Source organism: Georgenia wangjunii (assembly GCF_036421975.1).
In the GTDB taxonomy this organism is placed as follows: Bacteria; Actinomycetota; Actinomycetes; order Actinomycetales; family Actinomycetaceae; genus Georgenia_A; species Georgenia_A wangjunii.
In genome coordinates, this window is sequence record NZ_JAZGON010000004.1 from 17,089 (window position 1) to 34,828 (window position 17,740).

Here is a 17,740-nt window from a genome sequence, read left to right on the forward strand (position 1 = left end):
GCATGCCCGCTCGCATCTCAGCGCGCCTCGCGGCGATCGTGGACGCCCTCCCGATCAGCTCGCAGTCGCGCGTGCTGGAGATCGGATGCGGCTCCGGCGCCGCGGCCCGTGCCGTCGCTCGGCGGCTCAGTGACGGTCACATCCTCGCGATAGACCGGTCTGCCAAGGCAGTCGCGCTGGCGCGAGCGGGGTCCGTGGCCGGGATCGGATCAGGACGCATGAGTGTGCGGCACATCGCTGCGGAGTCCTTCGTCCTCGAGCCGGGTGAGCTGCCGTTCGACATCGTCTTCGCGATTCGCGTAGGGGCGCTCGACGGTCGACACCCCGATGTCGGGGAAGAGGTGATAGCGCGCATTCGGGCGGCGCTCGCACCGGGCGGGAGAGTCTTCGTCGACGGCGGTCAACCACTCAGGGAGCTCGACGTCACTGCGTGACGACACCGAGCGTGAGGGACGAACTGGTGGCGGATCCCCCGGAGCGCAGCGCGGCCCTCAGCGGCATGTCAGGCCGCGGGCTACCCGAGTCGGCGGTTCAGTCGTTAGTCGCGGGGGACTCGGCCACGCAAACGACTCCCGTGTTGCCGTCCTGGTCGGCGATCACGACGAGCGACGGCGCGGCGCTGTCATCGACGACGGTTCCGCCCGCGGCGACGGCGGCGGCGATTCGTTGCTCGGCCACCTCGGGCGCCACATAGACCTCGACGTGGAAACGCTGACGCGGGGTCTCGTGCTCGTCGGCGTTCCCGAACCACAGGTTCGGTACCCGTCCTGTGGCGTCGCGGATCTCGTCGCCGGGGGACCCGTGGCCCTGGGCCTCGGCGTTCCCGGTGAGCAGGGCGGCCCACACCGGGGCGATGGTCGCGGAGTGCGCCGTGTCGAGGCCGAGCTCCATGACGCTGACCGAGGCCGGGTCGGCGGTGAGCTGGTGGTCGGCGGCGATCTCGGTGATCCGTCGGGCGAGGTCGATGTCCTTCTGCGTCACCCATTCGACGACGTGCTCGGTGCCCTAGGCGTCGCGGTAGATGGCGTCGGCGCTGACCACCTTGAGGTCGACGTACCCAGTGCCGATCGACACGCTCGGGTGGTGTCCGAGCGCGTCGCCCGCCTCGCCCACCGCGGTGACGAAGCGTGCGCCGGTGCCGAAGTCATCGATCAGGTAGCGGCCATGCAGTCCCTGGGCCAGCTTGCGCCAGTCAGTCAGCTTGGCCTCGGCGATGTCGTCGCCCGTCAGCATGTCCATGGTGGGGGACCGTATCGGTGATCCAGCCGCAGGGCTCGTGCTTTCGTGATGCGCGCGGTGGCGATGGTGGCCGTGCCCGGGTGCACTGCCGGCGGGGAGGATGGAGCCATGCCCTTCGCAGATGACCTCATCGGCACGCCGGTCGCGACCGCGCTGGCCAACGCCATTCGGGTCGCGGCGCCCGGCACCGCGCTGTCTCAGCTGTCCGCGGCCGGTGAACGCCTCACTGGCTTGTCGTTGCGTGAGCGATCAGACCTGCTGCGAGACGCACTGCTCGCCGACATCCCCGGGGACTACGGGCACCTGGCCGAGGTCGTCCGGAGCGCCAGCGGGGACGTAGCCACCTTCCGCGGATGGCTGATCTGGCCGGTCACCAGCGCGGTCGCCGTCCGGGCCACGCAGGAGGGAACCGGCGCCGCCTTTGCCGATGCGATGAGCCTGCTCGCCGAGCTCACCGGTCGTCTCACCTCCGAGTTCGCCCTGCGCACCTTGCTGCGTCACGACCTCGACGGGGCACTGGACATCATCGGCGGCTGGACCGAATCTCCCGATGAGCACGTCCGGCGGCTGGCTAGCGAGGGCACCCGGCCATACCTGCCGTGGGCCGTGCGGGTCCCGGAACTGAGCGCCCAACCCGGTCGCACTCTCGCGCTGCTCGACGCCCTGCACCAGGATCCCAGCGAGTACGTGCGTCGATCGGTGGCCAACCACCTCAACGACCTCAGTCGCGACGCCCCGGACCTCGTTGTGCGGACCGCCACCCGCTGGCTGGAGGACCCCGCACCCACGACCCCCGCAGTTGCGCGGCGCGGCCTGCGAACTCTCGTCAAGCGGGGGCACGTCGGCGCCCTTGCACTGCTGGGCTTCGAGCCCGCCACAGTGGACATCGACGGCCCCCACCTAGCTGAGCTGGAGGTCCCCTGGGCGGGCAGCATCCGGTTCCGTGCCGTGCTGGGCAACGTCGGCACCGACAGCGTCCGGCTCGCGATCGACTACGTGGTCCAGCACCGCAAGGCGAACGGGACGCTGAGCCCGAAGGTCTTCAAGCTCGCGACCCGCACCCTTGCTCCGGGGGAGGAGGTCGTGCTGCAACGCGAACACTCCTTCCGGCAGATCACCACCCGCCGCTATCACCCCGGCACCCACGCGGTCGCCCTCCAGGTGAACGGGATCGCAACCGAGGCGGCGACATTCACGCTGCTGCCTCCGACCGGCACCTCGGAAGGTTGAACCGAGGACCACCGGCCCGGCGGACGTGGGGAAACCGGCACGAGTGCCCGGCATTCGGCTCGCGTGCTTGCACCTCAGCTGCGTGCCCCAGTACCCCCGTCGGCAAGCGATCCCGGCCCCGCTGCCCTTCCGCCACCTCAGCTGCGTCGTCGACTCTCACCCCGTCACTCAGCCCGCCTGCGGGCTGAGCCGCAGAATCGTCAGGCCACAGGATCGCGCAGGATGGTGCGCAGCGTGTCCTGCGGCGTCCGACGGGTGAACCCGTCCAGGTGGAGTTCGTGGTGCGGGCCGTTGCGGCGAACGCCCCGGCTCGCAGCGAACTCACCCAGCCGGGCGAGGGTGGCGAACTCCTCCGCGAACGGGCCATGGTGCATGACCTGCACCACATCGTGCTCCGGTACGGAGAACAGCTCGACGGCGTCGGTGGTGCGTTCGAAGGGGCTCGCCGCCGCGGATCGGGCCGCGGACAAGGCGCCGGTCGTGGTCCCGTTCGGCACGAGGGCGAGCACGCGGTACTCCAGTGCAGGAACAGGGTTGACGCTGTAGAAGTCGGCGATGCCCACCGGTGCCGCCCCTTCGGGGTACCAGTACTGGATCTCGATGACTGGCTCGGCAGCGCCGCTGGACAGCTCGCGGGCCACAGCGCCGATGAGCGCCTTCTTCCGGTAGAACTCGTCTGTACCGGGTGCCCCTGAGCCGCGGATCGACGCGTAGGTCACCGCTGGGGCGAGCGCGAGCTCTGGTTCGTCTGCGGCATGCAGGTGGGATGTAGACGGCGTGCTCATGGAGTTCTCCTCAAGGCGTTCATCGGTTGGAGAAGGCATCCGCTGTGGGATGGCCTCACCGGGGTCAAGCGCTGTAGCCGCCATCGATGTCGAGCGAGGCGCCGTTGATGTAGGCGCCCTCGTCGCTGGCGAGGTAGGAGACGAGCGAAGCCACTTCGCCCACCGTGCCGAATCGCCCGACCGGGATCGAGGTGCGCAGGAAGTCACCCACTGGCCCGCTCGCGGGGTTGGCGGGGGTGTCCACCGGCCCCGGCTGCACGTTGTTGATAGTGACTCCCCGGGGGCCGAGCTCGCGGGACATCCCTCGGACGAGACTCGCCACCGCGCCCTTGGTCAGGCCGTAGAGAGAGGTGACGTCGTTGGGGAAGTGGTGGGCGCTCACGCTGCCGATGGTGATGACGCGGCCGCCGCGCTGCAGGTGCGGGAGGCTGAACCGGACGGTGTCCAGGGTTCCTCGGATGTTCACGTCGATCATCCGGTCGATCTCGTCGTCGGACAGTTCCGCGACAGGCCGCAGGGTTCCGCCGCCGGCGTTGCTCACCACGATGTCCAGGCGGCCGGTGCGGGCGACGACCCGCTCGACGACCTGACGGATCTGCTCGCGGTCGCTGCTGTTCGCCGCCAGACCTGTCGCCTGACCGCCGCTGCTGGCGACGCGCTCGGTGAGCGCACCCGCTTCGGCAACGGCCGAGGCATAGGTGAACGTGACATGGGCGCCCTCAGCCGCGAGTCTTTCCACGATGCCTGCCCCGATGCCGCGGGCGCCGCCGGTGACCAGGGCTACCTTGCCGGCGTGGCGGCCGGCGATGAGCGGCGAGTAGGCGCTGCTCTGCTGCGACGTGGAGGTGGGTGTCGTTGCGGTGCTCATGATGTTCCTTCCGTACAGGGGGGAGCGCTGACAGATGAAGCGCTCAGTGCGATGACCTCGAAGTCGAAGTCGAAGCCGACCGAAGCCGTGCTCACGGCGTTCGAGCACCGCAGCGGAAGGGCAGGTCAAGGAGCGGTGCGGGCGACGGTCGTGTCCAGACCGGCGCGGATCGTCGACATCGTGCGGCTGTAGGCATCGGTGATATCGATGTCGAGCTTGTCGGCGAGCACGAACACCCACCAGATGGACTCAGCTGGCCCGGGCGCTGGCCTCGGGCAAGGACCTGATCCTGGCCGACGAACCGTCAGCCAACCTCGACGCCGCCAACACCGAGCTGATCGCGCAGATCCTCGACGGGCTGACCACGCGCGCCACCATCGTGGTAGCCACGCACGACCCGGTCCTCGTCGCGGCCGCCGACACGGCGGTCCACATGCGCCGGCAGGTGCCCGGTGCAGCGTGACCGCTGGCACGTGGGCCTGCTCGCCCGCGAGGCCCTCCGCAACGTGTTCGGCCCCGGCGCGCGCATGTTCCCGGTCCTCGCCCTCGCGGTACTCGCCGGCGCGGTCTCCAGCGCCTACGTCGCCCTGGAGACCCAGGCCGTGCGCCAGGAGATCCACGACCTGGCCGCCGAAGGGCGCAACGTGCTGGTCTTCTCGGCGCTGAGCGACGAAGCGCCCGCCCGCATCGATCGCGCGTCCTGCGAGGCGCTCACCGGCCAGCACGGAATTCGCCGCGCCGGGATCCTCGAACGCGCGGAGGAGCTCGACGTGCTGCCGGTCGGCACCCGCCTGCCGTCCCAACGTGCCAGCACTACCTTGTTCCCCGAGCTCGCCGGCGCTGACCTGCTCGTCGGCCGGAGCCTGTCCGACCGGGCTTCGCGCCCGTTCACCGTCCGGGCGGGTCAGGACCTGGCCACTGCCGTGCACGCCGAGGACCACCATGAAGACCTGAACGCGGGCTTCATGATCACGCTGCCACCGCGGCCCAGCGACACCACCTCCGAACGGTGCGCCGTCATCCTCGACGCGTTCTCGGACGTGGACACCGCACTGCCGGTCGTCGCGGCCCAGCTGAAGTTCACCGGGAACCCGATCGCGGGCACCGAGCTGCTCACGGCCACCAACGACCCTGTCACCGCCCACCTGCAGCGCCCCTCCCGCTGGCTCCCCCTGCTGCTCGGCCTGCTGGGTGCAGTCGCCACCGCGATCACCACCCGACTGCGCGCCAGCGAGATCGCCGTCTACCGCATGTCCGGCACCTCCCCGGTCTCGGTCATGACCCTGCTGACGCTCGAGACCCTCCTGATCGCCGGCAGCGCCGCACTGTCCGCCACCGCAGCGTCCCTTGCCCTTTCCGGGCGTTACCTGGACCCCGCCGTGCCGATGCTCTGGGGCCTCGCCCTCGCTGGCACCTGGGCCGTCGCGGCCCTCGCCGCCTCACTCGACCTCGCCACCCGCCGCCCCAGCGACCTCGCCAAGGACCGCTGACTTCGTCTGCCGCGCTGTATCGAGCCGTCGACGCATCCGTACCGATCCCGCAGCCTCACCAGATTCGCGGCGGATGGCCGGCCGAAGAAACGTCGGGCCTTGATCGCAGCCGACGAAAGTATCTATCGGCGGCCGTCGGGCATCGTGTCCGCGTAATCGGCGAATCGGGGCGAGTCACGGGTCGTCGAGGGAGTACTGCAAGGATCACCAAGTCGCAGACACAATCGGTGTAAGACCTCTGTCTTCCCGGCAGCGGGCAAGAGTTCCGCTAGCCGGAAACAGGGTCTGCGTGGCATAGCCCGTCAGCCTCGCTGAGCGCTTCACCCCGACACCGAGGAGAGCTGATAGCCGTGGCAAAATCGAAGTGCACGAGACTCGTCGTCACCGCGGCTTCGGTTGCATTCTTCCTCGGCGGTTGTGGGGGAATTGTCGGTCAAGCGGGCGGGGGCGCGGGGGACCCCCTGGGCGCCGACCTCGCGGGCAGTCTGTCGGCCGAGGATGCCGCGGAGGCGGCCGACGGCGTCAACGCGTTCGGGTTCGACCTGCACACCGGCGTCGCGCAGGTCGGAGAGAACACGGTCACCTCGCCGCTGTCGGCGTCGGTGCTGCTGGCGATGGTGGCCGCGGGCGCCGGCGGGGACAACGCCGCTGAGATGGTCGAGCTGCTGCGCCTCGACGGGCCGCAGGACACACGGAATGCGGCGCTGCTCGCCGACCTCGTCGATACCGACGACGTCACGCTGGCGATCGCGAACTCCTTATGGGCGGCCGAGGGCTACCCGTTCGAGGACGACTACGTCTCGTTCGTGCAGGACACCTACGGGGCGACGCTGGATGAGGTCGACCTCGGTTCGCAGGCCGCCGCCGACGTGATCGACGACTGGGTCAGCGAGCGCACCGAGGGGCTGATCGGTGAGATCGCCGCCGACCTCGGCCTGCCCGACCCGCAGGCAGTGCTCGTGCTGCTCAACACGGTGTACTTCCTCGGCACCTGGACCACCACGTTCGACGAGGACAACACCCGGGAGGCGCCGTTCACCCTCGCCGGCGGCGAGGAGGTGGACGTGACCATGATGCACCGTAGTAACCCCGAGGTGGAGGCCTCCGTCGGTGATGGCTTCCAGATGGTCCGGCTCCCCTATGGCGAGGAGGAGCGCTTCGGCATGGAGGTGATGGTGCCTGACGAGGGCGTGGCCCTCGACGACCTTCTCGAGGACCTCGACGCCGAGGCATGGCGCGATGCGGTCGACGACCTCCAGCCGGCTTCGTTCTCCGAGATCGCTCTCCCGCGCTTCGAGCTCGAGTGGGAGGCGAACCTCAACGAGGTCCTGCAGTCGCTCGGGATGGACTCTGCCTTCGGTGGGGGCGACTTCACCCCGATGTCGGAAGCCAACCCCACCCTCGCCACCGTCGTGCAGAAGACCTACATCCGGGTCGACGAGGAGGGCACCGAGGCCGCGGCGGTCACAGGCGGAGCCATGATGGAGTCGTCCGCCGGACCGCCGCCGTTCCGGGTCGACCGGCCCTTCGCGTTCACGGTCAGCGACCGCGAGACCGGCGCCGTGCTCTTCCTCGGCAGCGTTCACGATCCGCGCGGCTGACGCGCCGCACTTATCGGGCTATGACGACGACGTCGCGTCACGGTCTTCGACTCGCGACCGCGCTGGACACAATCGACCACGACAACGACCGCGCGCGCGTCCCGGCGCGACCGCGGCGCACGAAGCGCGCTGACGCATGTGTCGCTCGGCTCCTGGGATGGCCAATTCGACGTTATCCCCGTCTTCGCTCGGTGCGTCCGCGACGACACCCTCGGACCGCTACCTACCCGGGTCATTTGCCGTTACGGTGTCGGAATCGTGTAGAACGGCACCGTTTCGCCGGTGCTGTCAAGATGGCGGGTGGGAGCGAATGTGTCAGTACTCGTTCACGACGTCCATCACTCGTACCGGAAATTCGCAGCGCTTCACGGCGTCGACCTCGAGCTGACTGGTGAGCCCTGCGCGCTTGTTGGTGTGAACGGTGCAGGCAAGTCGACGCTGTTGACGATCATGGCCGGCGGGCTGGAGCCGAACCGAGGAACCGTCGCTGTTGGCGGATCTGACCTCTACCGCAGGAAGTCGAGAAACGCTGCGCTGGCCCGCACGGCGTTGATGCCTCAGCGCTTCGGCTACCCACATGCGATGACAGCCCTGGAGTTCGTTTCCTACCTCACGTGGATGCGCAAGGTCTCATGGAAGCAAGCGCGCGAGCGGGCCGCGGCGGCACTTGAGGCCGTGGATCTCGGTGCGGTCGCGCACGTGCGCATGGGCGCATTGTCCGGCGGGATGGTGCGACGTGTGGGATTGGCGCAGGCGTTGGCAGCGCGCGCTGAGGTGATTTTGCTGGACGAGCCGAGCACCGGGCTCGATCCGGAGCAACGCCGGATCATGATCGAGCTGGTGGGGTCGTTGGCGGGCGTCCAGGTCCTCATGAGCAGCCACGTCATGGAAGACGTGCTCGAGGTGGCGGAGCGCGTAGTCGTCCTGCATGAGGGTGTGATCGTCTTCCGGGGCAGGGTCGCTGAGCTTGCCGCACTCGCACCGGCGGACGTCCCGCCGTCGCGAGCGGTGGAAGAGGGCTTCCTCTCGACCATCGGACGGCTGCGTCGGTGAGGAGAGCGGTGCACCTTTGGCTGCGCACGGGCGGCATGTGGCTGGCGCTCGTCGCGTGCGTGACTGTGGTCCTCGTTGTGGTCTTCTCTCGTGATCACTGGACGCAGGACATCGGCATCGCCGTGGAATGGGCGAACGGCAGCACTGTGCTTCTGTCCCCCCTGGCCGGCGCCATCGCTGCCTTCACCGTGTGGCGTGCGTTCCCGCGGGAGCTGCAAGCTTTGACCCGCACCATCCCGCGTGGCGCACGGGCCGCGCTCCACGCCGCTGTAGCGGTGTGGCTCACGGCTGCAGCGGCGTGGTTCGTCGGGGTGGTGACCGTCGTCATCGGAGTCTGGCTCGCGGACGGCACGCTCGCGGCCCGCGATCCTTGGGTGGTGATCGCAGGACCGGCGGCCATCTTTCCGGCCGTGATGCTCGGTACGCTCGGTGCGGTTGCAGTCCGCAGCATTGCGATGGCCCCATTGACGGGTGTTCTCGTCTACGTCCTCATCATCTGGACGTACCCCCTTCGGATGCCCGCGCTGATGGCGATGCCGGGGCCGACGGGGACATGGACGGCGCTGCGCCCGCTCCCTGACGTGGTCGCGGCGAGCGTGCTGCTCAACGGGCTCGTCGGGGCCGTCTTGGCCTACGGGGTGTGGCGCCTGTCCGCTCCGCGGCTCCGGCGTCCTGTACCGGGGGACGGCATTGGCGTCCTCGGTGTTCTCGGCGTCGTTCTGGTCTTGGCGACGTTCGCCCAGCGCAACTCTCATGACACGCACTACGTCGAGCACGACTACTCGTGCGCCGGCGATGAGCCACGCGCGTGCCTCAACGAGACAGGCGAGCTTGAGGCTGAGGCCGTCGCGGCTCAGTTTCGGCAAGCGCACCGGGCACTTGCCGACAGCGGGCTCGAGCTTCCGGAGATTTACTACGAGGATGGCCGCGATGAGGACTCGGGTGTCCTGCTGCTGACCGCAGCGCCCATGGACGGAGGGCTCACCGACTTCGACCTGGCGATGTCTGTCGCGCGTCCTGCTCAATGCGATGGCTACTCCGGTGATGCTCCGCCCGAGGATGCCCTGGCAGCTCAGTGGGTGCTGGGCCATTGGCTCGACCTCACCGTGCGGGCAGACGAGCAGCCCGCGCAGTGGCGGGCGGCTTTCGGCGATGCAGGGCGCGACGAGCTCGATGGGTGGGCCAGGGAAGCGCACACGGCACTAGCAGCGTGTGACCTTGACGCAGAGATCCTTCGGGAGCTCCCCGACCTCCGCGCCGTCGAACGGTGGTGAGGCTCAAGGCCCGGCACTGGGGCGGCGTAGCCGTGGGCGCCGTCGCCCTGGCTGTTCTCGGGTGGCTCGTCGGGCAGCACCGGGTGCCCGTCCCCCTCGTCCTGGACCGCGTGCCGCTGCGCGCACTGCTTCCCGGCATCGCAGCCATTCTGGCGACCTACCCCCTACTCGACTGGTTCCCCGGCTTTTCGGACCTCCTCGTACGAGAGGCCCGTCTTCGGCGTTGGCGCGTCCTTGCAGCGAGCTTGCTGTATGCCATGGCCGTCATCCCGGGAATTACTGCCGGCGCCGCCATAGGCGCTGCGGTCGGCGAGCTCAACATCGCGCTTGCCTTCCTCGCACTCGGCCTCGCCACGATCGTGCTCGTGGGTGACCTCGCCTGGCTCGCCGTGCTGACGGCCACGTTCACCGTCCTCTACCTCAACGTGCCGCCACTCGAGCCACTGACCCGGGCCGCAGCGACACCCGTCGCACTCGTGGTCGTCGCAGCCGCATACCTGATCGCGGCGGGTGCATACATCTCCTGCGGTCCCCGGCGGCAGCCCTAGCCCCCGGGCATGGACTCGTCGAACGACCCTCGCTCGCCCAGCCCGCATGCCAGTCGTAGAAGGGCGGGTCGCAACGTCGTGCCTGCGGCGATCGTCGAACCAGGGGCGGCTTCGACGCCACGAGACGAGCCCTCGATCGACCGGCTCACGACGTTGTACTAGGGCTTGGCCGACGGCGGGGCAGCTGCCCCGGAGCAGATCCCCAGACTGCGCCTCAGCTGGTCGGCGCGACGAAGTCGAGCTCCTGGAACTCGGCGACGTCGCGCTTCCAGCGGCGCTCGACGAAGTCGACGTGCGTGGGGTGGGAGTCGTACGCGTCGTACGCCGCCTGGTCGGCGAAGCGCATGCGGAACTGCCACGTGAGGGGACTCTTCGCGCTCACCTGGCGCATGACGGCGAAGTCCTTCACGCCCGGGATGGACGTCAGGGCCGTGCGGGCCTCGTCGAGGAAGTCGGTCTCCTCGGTCGAGCCCGGCGCGGCGGAGAGTCGGAACGCAACGGTGTGCTCGATCGGCATGGCAGCTCCTGTGTTCTCTGCGATGTGTGGCGGACGGTGCCAACACTGCCCGTCGTCAGCGCGCGACGCGGAACTGCTCCACCAGCTGGTCCATGAGGGCGTCGTGGTGCGGGTCGACTCTCCTGCGCGCCGGGTCCGCGTCGTGCCAGGCCACGATCTCGCGGGCACCCTGCTCGAACGGGACGGTGGCGACGAAGTCCGGCACGACGCTGCGCAGCTTGTTGTTGTCGAACACAGACGAGTGCGTCTTGTCCCCGAGCAGCGACGCGCCCCACTCGGCGTCGTGCGCGGCGATGACGTCGGAGGGCACGTGGACGATCCGGGCCTCCGTCCCCGCGGCGCGCGCGAGGGCGTGCGCGATGGCGTCCCACGTGAGCACGTCGTCGGAGGTGATGTGGAAAGCCTCGCCGACCGTGCGCGCGTGCCCGAGGAGCGGCACGAAGCCCTTGGCGAAGTCCGTGTGGTGGGTAAGCGTCCACAGCGACGAGCCGTCTCCGTGCACGACGACCTCCTTGCCCTGGCGCATGCGCTCGATGAAGGTCCAGCCGGCGTCGAACGGGACGAGCGTGCGGTCGTAGGTGTGCGACGGCCGAACGATCGTCGCGGGGAACCCGCGGTCCCGGTACGCCTCGACCAGGACCTCCTCGCACGCGATCTTGTGGCGGCTGTACTGCCAGAACGGGTTGCGCAGCGGGGTGGACTCCCGGATCGGCAGCCGGCTGGCAGGCGTCTGGTACGCCGAGGCGGAGCTGATGAAGACGTACTGGCCGGTGCGGCCCTCGAAGAGGTCGAGATCCGTCCGGACGTGGTCGGGCGTGAAGGCGACCCAGTCGACGACGGCGTCGAACTCCTCCCCGCCGAGGGCCCCGCGCACCGAGTCCGGCTCACGGATGTCCGCGACGACCTGCCGGACGCCGTCCGGGACGTCGCGCCGCCCCGTCCCTCGGTTGAGCAGCGTCAGCTCGACGCCTCGCTCCACAGCGAGCGCCGTGCTTGCGGAGCTGATGATGCCGCTGCCGCCGATGAACAGGACCCGCAGTGCACTCACGCGCGTCTCCTTCGTGGATCGGGTCGGAGCACGCCGGAGGCGACGGTCCGCCACCACAGGATGGCTGACCTGCGTCCGAGCCGCAGCGCGAAGGGTCCACGCGGTTGGAGGTTCGAGGTCGAGGCGAGCCCGGACGCCTCCGACTGGCGAGGTCGCGTGGGGCCTCCGCCGACCGCCCCGTCGGTCACTCGTGCTGGGACAACGCGGCGGTCAGGGTGTCGAGCCCGTACGTGAAGGCGTCCTCGAGGTCGCCGCCCAGCCGGAAGGCGCCCGCGAGCTCCATGGTGATGAAGCCCGTGGCCCACGCGGTGATGAGCCTGGCGGCCTCGAGCGCCCGGGCGTCGCCGACCAGCCCGGCGGCGACCCGTAGAACCGGGGCACTCGCACCGGCGAGGGCCTTCGGGTCGGCGTGGGCGCTCAGCATGAGCCGGAAGCCCTCCGGCCGCTCGAGCGCGAAGGCGCGGTAGGTCCGCACGACGTCGGCGAGCGTGTCGTCAGCGGCCGTGAGGCGCTCGGCAAGCTCGTCGACGGTCGCTGTCGCAACGAGACCGAGGAGCGCATCGCGATCGCGCACCCGCTTGTAGAGGGACGGGGCGCGGACGCCGACGCGCTCGGCCACGGCCTGCATGGTGAGGCGCGAGGGGCCGTGCGCCTCGAGCAGGTCGCAGCCTGCGGCGACGATCGCGGCGAGGGTGGTGCGTTCCGGCGTGGGCATGACGCGGCCTCCTGACGGCTATTGACAGTAGCCATGATGGCTAATTAGCCTAGCCAAGTCAAAGTCTGGCGACCTGAGGAGCCCGGGATGAAGCTCGCACCGAACTTGTACCGCATCGGGAACGACATCGTGGCGGCCTACCTGGTCCGCACCGAGGAGGGGGTCACGGTCATCGATGCCGGTCTGCCCGGGCACTGGCGGGAGCTGGTGGCCGAGCTGGCCGCCATGGGGAGCACCCTTGACGACGTGCGCGGCCTCGTCCTGACCCACGGCGACAGCGACCACCTCGGCTTCGCCGAGAGGCTGCGCCGGCAGCAGGGAGTGCCGGTCTTCGTCCATGCCGACGACGCCGCGCGTGCCCGGACGGGCGAGAAGCCGAAGACAGCGATGGGGCGGGCGCGACCAGTACCGACGGCCGGCTTCATCCTCTACTCGCTGCGTCAGCATGGGTGGCGCACGACGTACCTCTCCGAAGTCAGCGAGGTGGCCGACGGTGACGTGCTGCCGCTGCCCGGCTCTCCGAGGGTCGTCGGACTGCCAGGCCACTCTCCGGGCAGCATCGCCGTGCACGTCCCGGTGGCGGCAGCCGTCTTCGTCGGTGATGCCCTCACGACGCGCCACGTGCTCACCGGCCGCCGCGGCCCCCAGCCTGCCCCGTTCACCGACGACCAGGGGCTCGCCCTCGACTCGCTCGACCGGCTCGCCGGGCTGGACGCCACGTGGGTGCTCCCAGGCCATGGCGCGCCGTGGCGGGGAAACCTCGCGGACCTGCCGGGACAGGTGCGCAGGTCCGCCGGGGGCGCCGACCCGCGGTGACACGCGGCGAGTGAGCACGACGGCGACCGCGGTCGCGACGGCAGCGCCGCCGCTGCCCGCTGCGATCCCCGTCCCCACCGCGCGCCGGCGCCGGGATGCGGGGACCCTGGACACCGCGATCCAGCACCCACGAAGGAGCACCATCCGATGCGAGCAACCCTCATGTACGGCGCCGGCGACGTCCGCGTCGAGACGATTCCCGACCCCGTCACCGAGCAGCCGACCGACGCCGTCGTGCGGGTGGTCCTCGCGTGCGTCTGCGGGTCCGACCTGCACCCGTACCACTCCATGCCCGCGGGCCGGCAGGCCCGGACGATGGGGCACGAGGCGCTCGGGGTCGTCGAGGAGATCGGCGCGGACGTCACCGGCGTCGCGCCGGGGGACCTCGTCATCGTCCCCTTCGCGTGGGCGGACAACACCTGCTCCATCTGCCGGGACGGGTTCCAGACCGCGTGCCCCCACGGCGGCTACTTCTCCGGGGCCCAGGCCGAGCTGCTCCGCGTCCCGCAGGCGTCCGGCACGCTCGTCGCCGTCCCCGGCGGACGCGACGGCGTCGACGAGGCGCTCCTGCCCTCGCTCCTCACGCTCTCGGACGTCTATCTCACCGGCTACCACGCGGCGTTGATGGCGCGGGTCCGCCCGGGCCAGACCGTCACCGTCATCGGCGACGGCGCCGTCGGCCTCTCCGCCGTGCTCGCGGCCAGGCGCATGGGCGCCGAGCGGATCATCCTCATGGGGCGGCACCGCGTCCGCACGGACCTCGGCGTCGAGTGGGGCGCGACGGACGTCGTCGCCGCGCGCGGCCAGGAAGGCATCGACGCGGTGCGCGAGCTGACCGGCGGGGAGGGCTCGCACGCCGTCCTCGAGGCCGTCGGTCACCTCCCGGCCTACGAGCAGGCCTATGGCGTCGTCCGCGCCGGCGGCGTCATCTCCCGGGTGGGCGTGCCGCAGTACGAGGAGGCGCCGATCGGGTCCCGCTCCCTCTTCGGCAAGAACATCACGCTCAACGGTGGCCCCGCCCCGGTGCGGGCCTACCTCGAGGAGCACATCGGCCTCGTCCTCGACGGCACCATCGACCCGGGCCGGGTCTTCGACCGTGAGGTGCCGCTCGCCGACACCGCCGAGGGGTACCGCCTCATGGACGAGCGCGAGGCGCTCAAGGTGCTCGTGCGCCCCTGACACGCCGGAGTTCGACCGACGATTCCCCGAGCTCATGATCATGCATCACGAGGGCGCCGTCGAGATGGCTCAGTCCGAGCTGGACGCCGGACAGAACCCGCAGGCGCGCGAGCTCGCCCAGAAGATCATCGTGGACCAGGAGGTGGAGATCGAGGAGATGGAGCAGATGCCGGCGGACCTGTGAGGTTTCGCGCGGGCGAGGCGGGCGGCGACCTCCCGGCGGTAGATGCGCAGCGAATCCGGCTCCTCGACGACGAAGTCCGCCTCGAGCTCGGCGAGCATGCCGGCCAGGGTCTGCTCGCTGTCGCCGTCGAGCAGGAGCCGTGAACTCGTGGCGTCGACCGGGTGGACCTCCCCGTGCGTCGCCCAGCGGCGCATCAGCTCGCTGTCGGCGGGCTCGTGGACGAGCACGACCGCCTTCTCCTCCCACAGGTCGCGCACCCGGCGCAGCAGGTAGGCACCCGCGTCGTGGCGGGGGAGCTCGCGTAGTCGCCGACGCTCGTCCCGGGAAACGCTTCCCGACAGCGCCGTGCTTTGCTAGCGTCGCACTCGCTGTCACGCCCGTCACACTCGCAAGCCACCCCGGTCGCTGTCCACAGCGCCGCGCTCAGCCCGGGGCCCTGGTTCCGCGAGCCCTGCTACGCGTACCCAGGCGAGGTCAACGATGGAGATCACCAGGCGGTCGGTCCTCACGGGCATGGCAGTCGCCGTGCTCGCCGGAGCACTTCCCTCGGTCGCGCGCGCCGATACCGCCGCCGGCGGCGTCCGGCTCGACTTCGGTGGCGCTACCCCCGCGCCGGCGCCTGGCTACGTCCGCGCCAGCACGGAGACCTATACCGCCCAGCGCGGCTGGGGCTGGGTGTCCGCCGCCAACCTCGTCACGCGGGACCGCGGCGGCGACCCGGTCCACCGCGACTTCGTCTTCGGGACCGCCGCGCGGACGTTCCGCATCGGCAACCTCACGCCCGGCCGCTACCGGCTCGCCGTCGTCGCGGGCGACCTCAACTTCGGCGACCACGTCACGCAGGTGCAGGCCGAGGGGGTCGACGGCGGTCCGCTGCCGGTGCTGCGCCCGAGCGTGGCGCAGTTCGGCACGCTCACCGCGACGCTCGTCGTCCCGGCCGGCGCCACGACGGCCGACATCACGCTTGGCTCGCCCGTCAACAACTGGGTGGTCAACGCCATCATCCTCGAGCCGGCGACGGAGGCCGAGGAGCCCCGCGTCACCTACGTCAACGCCCCGGTCGTCAGCACGTGGGGCCCGATCCTCACGACGCCGGACGTCACCGTGGCGCTGCTCGCCGGGCACCGCTCGCGCGCCGCCGGCCGCACCGTCGTCGCGACCGGCCTCGGGTGCCCCGACTACCTCACCCTCATCGCGAGCGAGGTCGACTTCTGGAGGACCCACCAGGCGGCCTCGGGCGCGATCATCGACCCGTACCTCAGCCGCGAGTTCCAGTACAGCACCCCCGCCTACGCGCACGCCGCGGCCACCCTCGTCGCCTACGCCGACCGGTCCGACCTCGTCGAGACCGCGGCCCTCGCGCTCGACCACTCCGCGCGGACCCTCGCCGACCGCACGGCTGCGTCCGCGCACGAGGACTTCTTCCCGCCGATGATCGCGCACGCGATCCGGCTGCTCGCCCCCCACGTCCCCGCCTCCCGGTCGGCGGTGTGGCGCGCCGACATCGCGCGCTTCGACCCGCTCACGACGTACCGCCAGGGCGTCGGCGGCAACAACTGGAACCTCGTCGCGGCGACCGGTGAGGCGCTGTTCCAGATGGACGGGCTCCGCGCCGCCAACGACCGCTTCGCCGAGAGGAGCTTTGCCGGGCAGGGCGACACGTTCGACCCCACCCTCGGCCTCTACCTCGAGGGGCCGATGGCGTACGACCACTTCCCCCGGCTCTGGGTAGACGACCTCGTCGCCCGCGGGTACTCCGGGCCCTTCGCCGCGGAGCTCAGCGAGGCTTCGCGCCGCGCGGCGAACGTCAGCCTCTTCATGCAGTCGCCGACCGGCGAGCTCGCCGCCGGCGGCCGCTCCGCGCACCACCAGTGGAACGAGGCCCAGCAGTGCGTCACCTACGAGATCTACGCGGCGCAGGCCCTCGCCAACGGTGACACCGAGCTCGCCGCGGCCTACAAGCGCGGGGCGCACCTCGCGCTGCGGTCGATGTTCCGGTGGGTGCGGCCGAGCGGTGAGATGCAGATCGTCAAGAACTGGATAGACCCCGCGCAGCGCTTCGGCTACGAGTCGTACTCGGGCCACTCGCAGTACAACCTGCTGCCGATGTCGATGCTCGCGATCGCCTACGAGCACGCGGCCGCGTCGGAGGAGGTCGCCGAGGGGCCCGCCCCGGCCGACGTCGGCGGGTACGTCCTGCACATCGACGCGCTCCACAAGGTGTTCGCCAACGCGAGCGGCACGTACGTGCAGATCGACACGGCGGCCGACCACGGCTACGACGCGACGGGCCTCATCCGCGCGCACTTCGCTGGGCACTCACCGCAGCTCGGGTCGAGCGACTCGCTCCTGGCAGCGCCCTCGTACCAGATCCCGGCGAACGTCGCCCGCCCCCGGACGACGGCGATCGGCGTCGCCTGGGAGGTGAGCCCCGGCACATGGCGCTACTTCGGCGAGCTCGCGCCGGCGCTCACCGCGGACCCGGAGCTCGTGCGCGGGACGGAGACGGTGGAGGAGGTCTCCTTCACCCTGCGCTACAGCGGCGACTTCGGTGGCGGCGTCACCGTCGTGGAGGAGCAGTTCACCCTCACGCCAGACGACGTCCGCGTGACGACCGTGCTTCCCGGCTTCGCCGGCGCGGTACGGCGGGTCGCCCCGGTCCTGTCGAACGACGGACGCACGCCGGCGACGATCGAGGTCGACGGGAAGGAGGCCCGCGTCTGGCAGGAGGAGGGCGGCACCCAGGGTTCGACGCTCGTCTACCGCATGCACGACGCCGAGACGGTCACGGTCGGCGCGCAGGAGTACGGGAACCACAACGGGCTCATGCGCCTGGCCGTCGGCGAGTACGCGCCGGGCGCGGGCGACGCCGGCGTCGCGCTCACCATCACCGCCTACAAGGACGTCTCGGTCGAGGTCACGACCCGCTCGGTCGCCGGCATGGTCCATCTCGTCGTCCGGACGCGGAACAACTCCGACGCCCCCGTCGACGTCCGGGTGACCTCGCCCTACGGGAGCAGGACGTTCACCGGCATCGCACCCGGCAGGACCGTCGCGAACACCTTCGCGGCGCGGTCCGCGAGCATCCCTGCCGGGGTGGTCGACGTCGTCGCGACGACGGCCGGCGGCGGGAGCGTCACCGTGGCCGAGCCGTACGCCGCGCACACGAGCCGCTGAGGCAGCGGTGCCGCCG

At 70.6% G+C, this 17,740-nt stretch carries 18 protein-coding genes and 1 pseudogene; 12 read left to right on the top strand and 7 right to left on the bottom strand.

Going from position 1 to position 17,740, the window contains the following annotated elements:
• Positions 1–2: 2 nt before the first annotated feature.
• A complete protein-coding gene (locus V2J63_RS08050) occupies positions 3–434 on the top strand; it encodes a class I SAM-dependent methyltransferase (protein ID WP_491062226.1) in 432 nt (143 codons plus the stop codon).
• A 97-nt stretch (positions 435–531) separates the two neighbouring features.
• Here V2J63_RS08050 and V2J63_RS15850 read toward each other — a convergent pair.
• Positions 532–1,239: pseudogene (locus tag V2J63_RS15850) on the bottom strand (VOC family protein).
• 108 nt (positions 1,240–1,347) lie between these two features.
• On the opposite strand from V2J63_RS15850, the gene V2J63_RS08065 reads away from it, so the two are divergent.
• Positions 1,348–2,469 carry a DNA alkylation repair protein gene (locus V2J63_RS08065; protein ID WP_331230511.1) on the top strand — a complete coding sequence of 374 codons (1,122 nt, stop codon included), beginning with the start codon at positions 1,348–1,350 and terminating at the stop codon, positions 2,467–2,469.
• A gap of 200 nt (positions 2,470–2,669) precedes the next feature.
• On the opposite strand, the gene V2J63_RS08070 is transcribed toward V2J63_RS08065, so the two are convergent.
• Together V2J63_RS08070 and V2J63_RS08075 are read right to left on the bottom strand one after the other, a co-directional pair.
• Positions 2,670–3,254 carry a GyrI-like domain-containing protein gene (locus tag V2J63_RS08070; RefSeq protein WP_331230512.1) on the bottom strand — a complete coding sequence of 195 codons (585 nt, stop codon included), beginning with the start codon at positions 3,252–3,254 and terminating at the stop codon, positions 2,670–2,672.
• Positions 3,255–3,318: 64 nt separating this feature from the next.
• Positions 3,319–4,122, bottom strand: a complete 804-nt coding sequence (locus tag V2J63_RS08075) for an SDR family NAD(P)-dependent oxidoreductase (protein ID WP_331230513.1) — start codon at positions 4,120–4,122, stop codon at positions 3,319–3,321.
• Positions 4,123–4,411: 289 nt separating this feature from the next.
• Between V2J63_RS08075 and V2J63_RS15790 the strand changes: the two genes are divergently transcribed.
• From V2J63_RS15790 to V2J63_RS08100, 6 genes are all read left to right on the top strand, one after another.
• Positions 4,412–4,585 carry a hypothetical protein gene (locus V2J63_RS15790; RefSeq protein WP_491062227.1) on the top strand — a complete coding sequence of 58 codons (174 nt, stop codon included), beginning with the start codon at positions 4,412–4,414 and terminating at the stop codon, positions 4,583–4,585.
• Between the two features lie 10 nt (positions 4,586–4,595).
• Positions 4,596–5,612, top strand: coding sequence for a hypothetical protein (locus V2J63_RS08080; RefSeq protein ID WP_331230514.1), 1,017 nt, complete (start codon positions 4,596–4,598; stop codon positions 5,610–5,612).
• A gap of 350 nt (positions 5,613–5,962) precedes the next feature.
• Entirely contained in the window at positions 5,963–7,213 is a 1,251-nt protein-coding gene (locus V2J63_RS08085; RefSeq protein ID WP_331230515.1) for a serpin family protein, read from the top strand.
• Positions 7,214–7,525: 312 nt separating this feature from the next.
• Positions 7,526–8,266 (top strand): ABC transporter ATP-binding protein, encoded by a 741-nt coding sequence (locus tag V2J63_RS08090; RefSeq protein WP_331230516.1) that lies wholly within the window; start codon positions 7,526–7,528, stop codon positions 8,264–8,266.
• Positions 8,267–8,274: 8 nt separating this feature from the next.
• Positions 8,275–9,540, top strand: coding sequence for a hypothetical protein (locus tag V2J63_RS08095; protein WP_331230517.1), 1,266 nt, complete (start codon positions 8,275–8,277; stop codon positions 9,538–9,540).
• Positions 9,537–10,088 (top strand): hypothetical protein, encoded by a 552-nt coding sequence (locus V2J63_RS08100; protein ID WP_331230518.1) that lies wholly within the window; start codon positions 9,537–9,539, stop codon positions 10,086–10,088. Before V2J63_RS08095 ends, V2J63_RS08100 begins: the two co-directional genes overlap by 4 nt.
• Positions 10,089–10,302: 214 nt before the next feature.
• On the opposite strand, the gene V2J63_RS08105 is transcribed toward V2J63_RS08100, so the two are convergent.
• The 3 genes from V2J63_RS08105 to V2J63_RS08115 form a co-directional block, all read right to left on the bottom strand.
• The gene (locus tag V2J63_RS08105) at positions 10,303–10,605 is read right to left on the bottom strand and encodes a Dabb family protein (protein ID WP_331230519.1); all 303 of its coding nucleotides are present in this window, start codon (positions 10,603–10,605) and stop codon (positions 10,303–10,305) included.
• Between the two features lie 55 nt (positions 10,606–10,660).
• On the bottom strand, positions 10,661–11,653 hold the full coding sequence (locus V2J63_RS08110; protein WP_331230520.1) for an SDR family oxidoreductase: 993 nt from the start codon (positions 11,651–11,653) through the stop codon (positions 10,661–10,663).
• Between the two features lie 184 nt (positions 11,654–11,837).
• Entirely contained in the window at positions 11,838–12,368 is a 531-nt protein-coding gene (locus tag V2J63_RS08115) for a TetR/AcrR family transcriptional regulator (RefSeq protein WP_331230521.1), read from the bottom strand.
• 87 nt (positions 12,369–12,455) lie between these two features.
• On the opposite strand from V2J63_RS08115, the gene V2J63_RS08120 reads away from it, so the two are divergent.
• The 3 genes from V2J63_RS08120 to V2J63_RS08130 all read left to right on the top strand — a co-directional run bounded on the left by V2J63_RS08120 (position 12,456) and on the right by V2J63_RS08130 (position 14,547).
• Positions 12,456–13,184 (top strand): MBL fold metallo-hydrolase, encoded by a 729-nt coding sequence (locus V2J63_RS08120; RefSeq protein WP_331230522.1) that lies wholly within the window; start codon positions 12,456–12,458, stop codon positions 13,182–13,184.
• Between the two features lie 147 nt (positions 13,185–13,331).
• The gene (locus tag V2J63_RS08125) at positions 13,332–14,363 is read left to right on the top strand and encodes an alcohol dehydrogenase catalytic domain-containing protein (protein ID WP_331230523.1); all 1,032 of its coding nucleotides are present in this window, start codon (positions 13,332–13,334) and stop codon (positions 14,361–14,363) included.
• Positions 14,281–14,547, top strand: coding sequence for a DUF305 domain-containing protein (locus tag V2J63_RS08130; protein ID WP_331230524.1), 267 nt, complete (start codon positions 14,281–14,283; stop codon positions 14,545–14,547). Before V2J63_RS08125 ends, V2J63_RS08130 begins: the two co-directional genes overlap by 83 nt.
• On the opposite strand, the gene V2J63_RS08135 is transcribed toward V2J63_RS08130, so the two are convergent.
• On the bottom strand, positions 14,433–14,804 hold the full coding sequence (locus tag V2J63_RS08135; RefSeq protein ID WP_491062229.1) for a hypothetical protein: 372 nt from the start codon (positions 14,802–14,804) through the stop codon (positions 14,433–14,435). The two genes, V2J63_RS08130 and V2J63_RS08135, sit on opposite strands and share 115 nt — an antisense overlap.
• Positions 14,805–15,027: 223 nt before the next feature.
• On the opposite strand from V2J63_RS08135, the gene V2J63_RS08140 reads away from it, so the two are divergent.
• Positions 15,028–17,724, top strand: coding sequence for a hypothetical protein (locus tag V2J63_RS08140; protein WP_331230525.1), 2,697 nt, complete (start codon positions 15,028–15,030; stop codon positions 17,722–17,724).
• Positions 17,725–17,740: the final 16 nt, after the last annotated feature.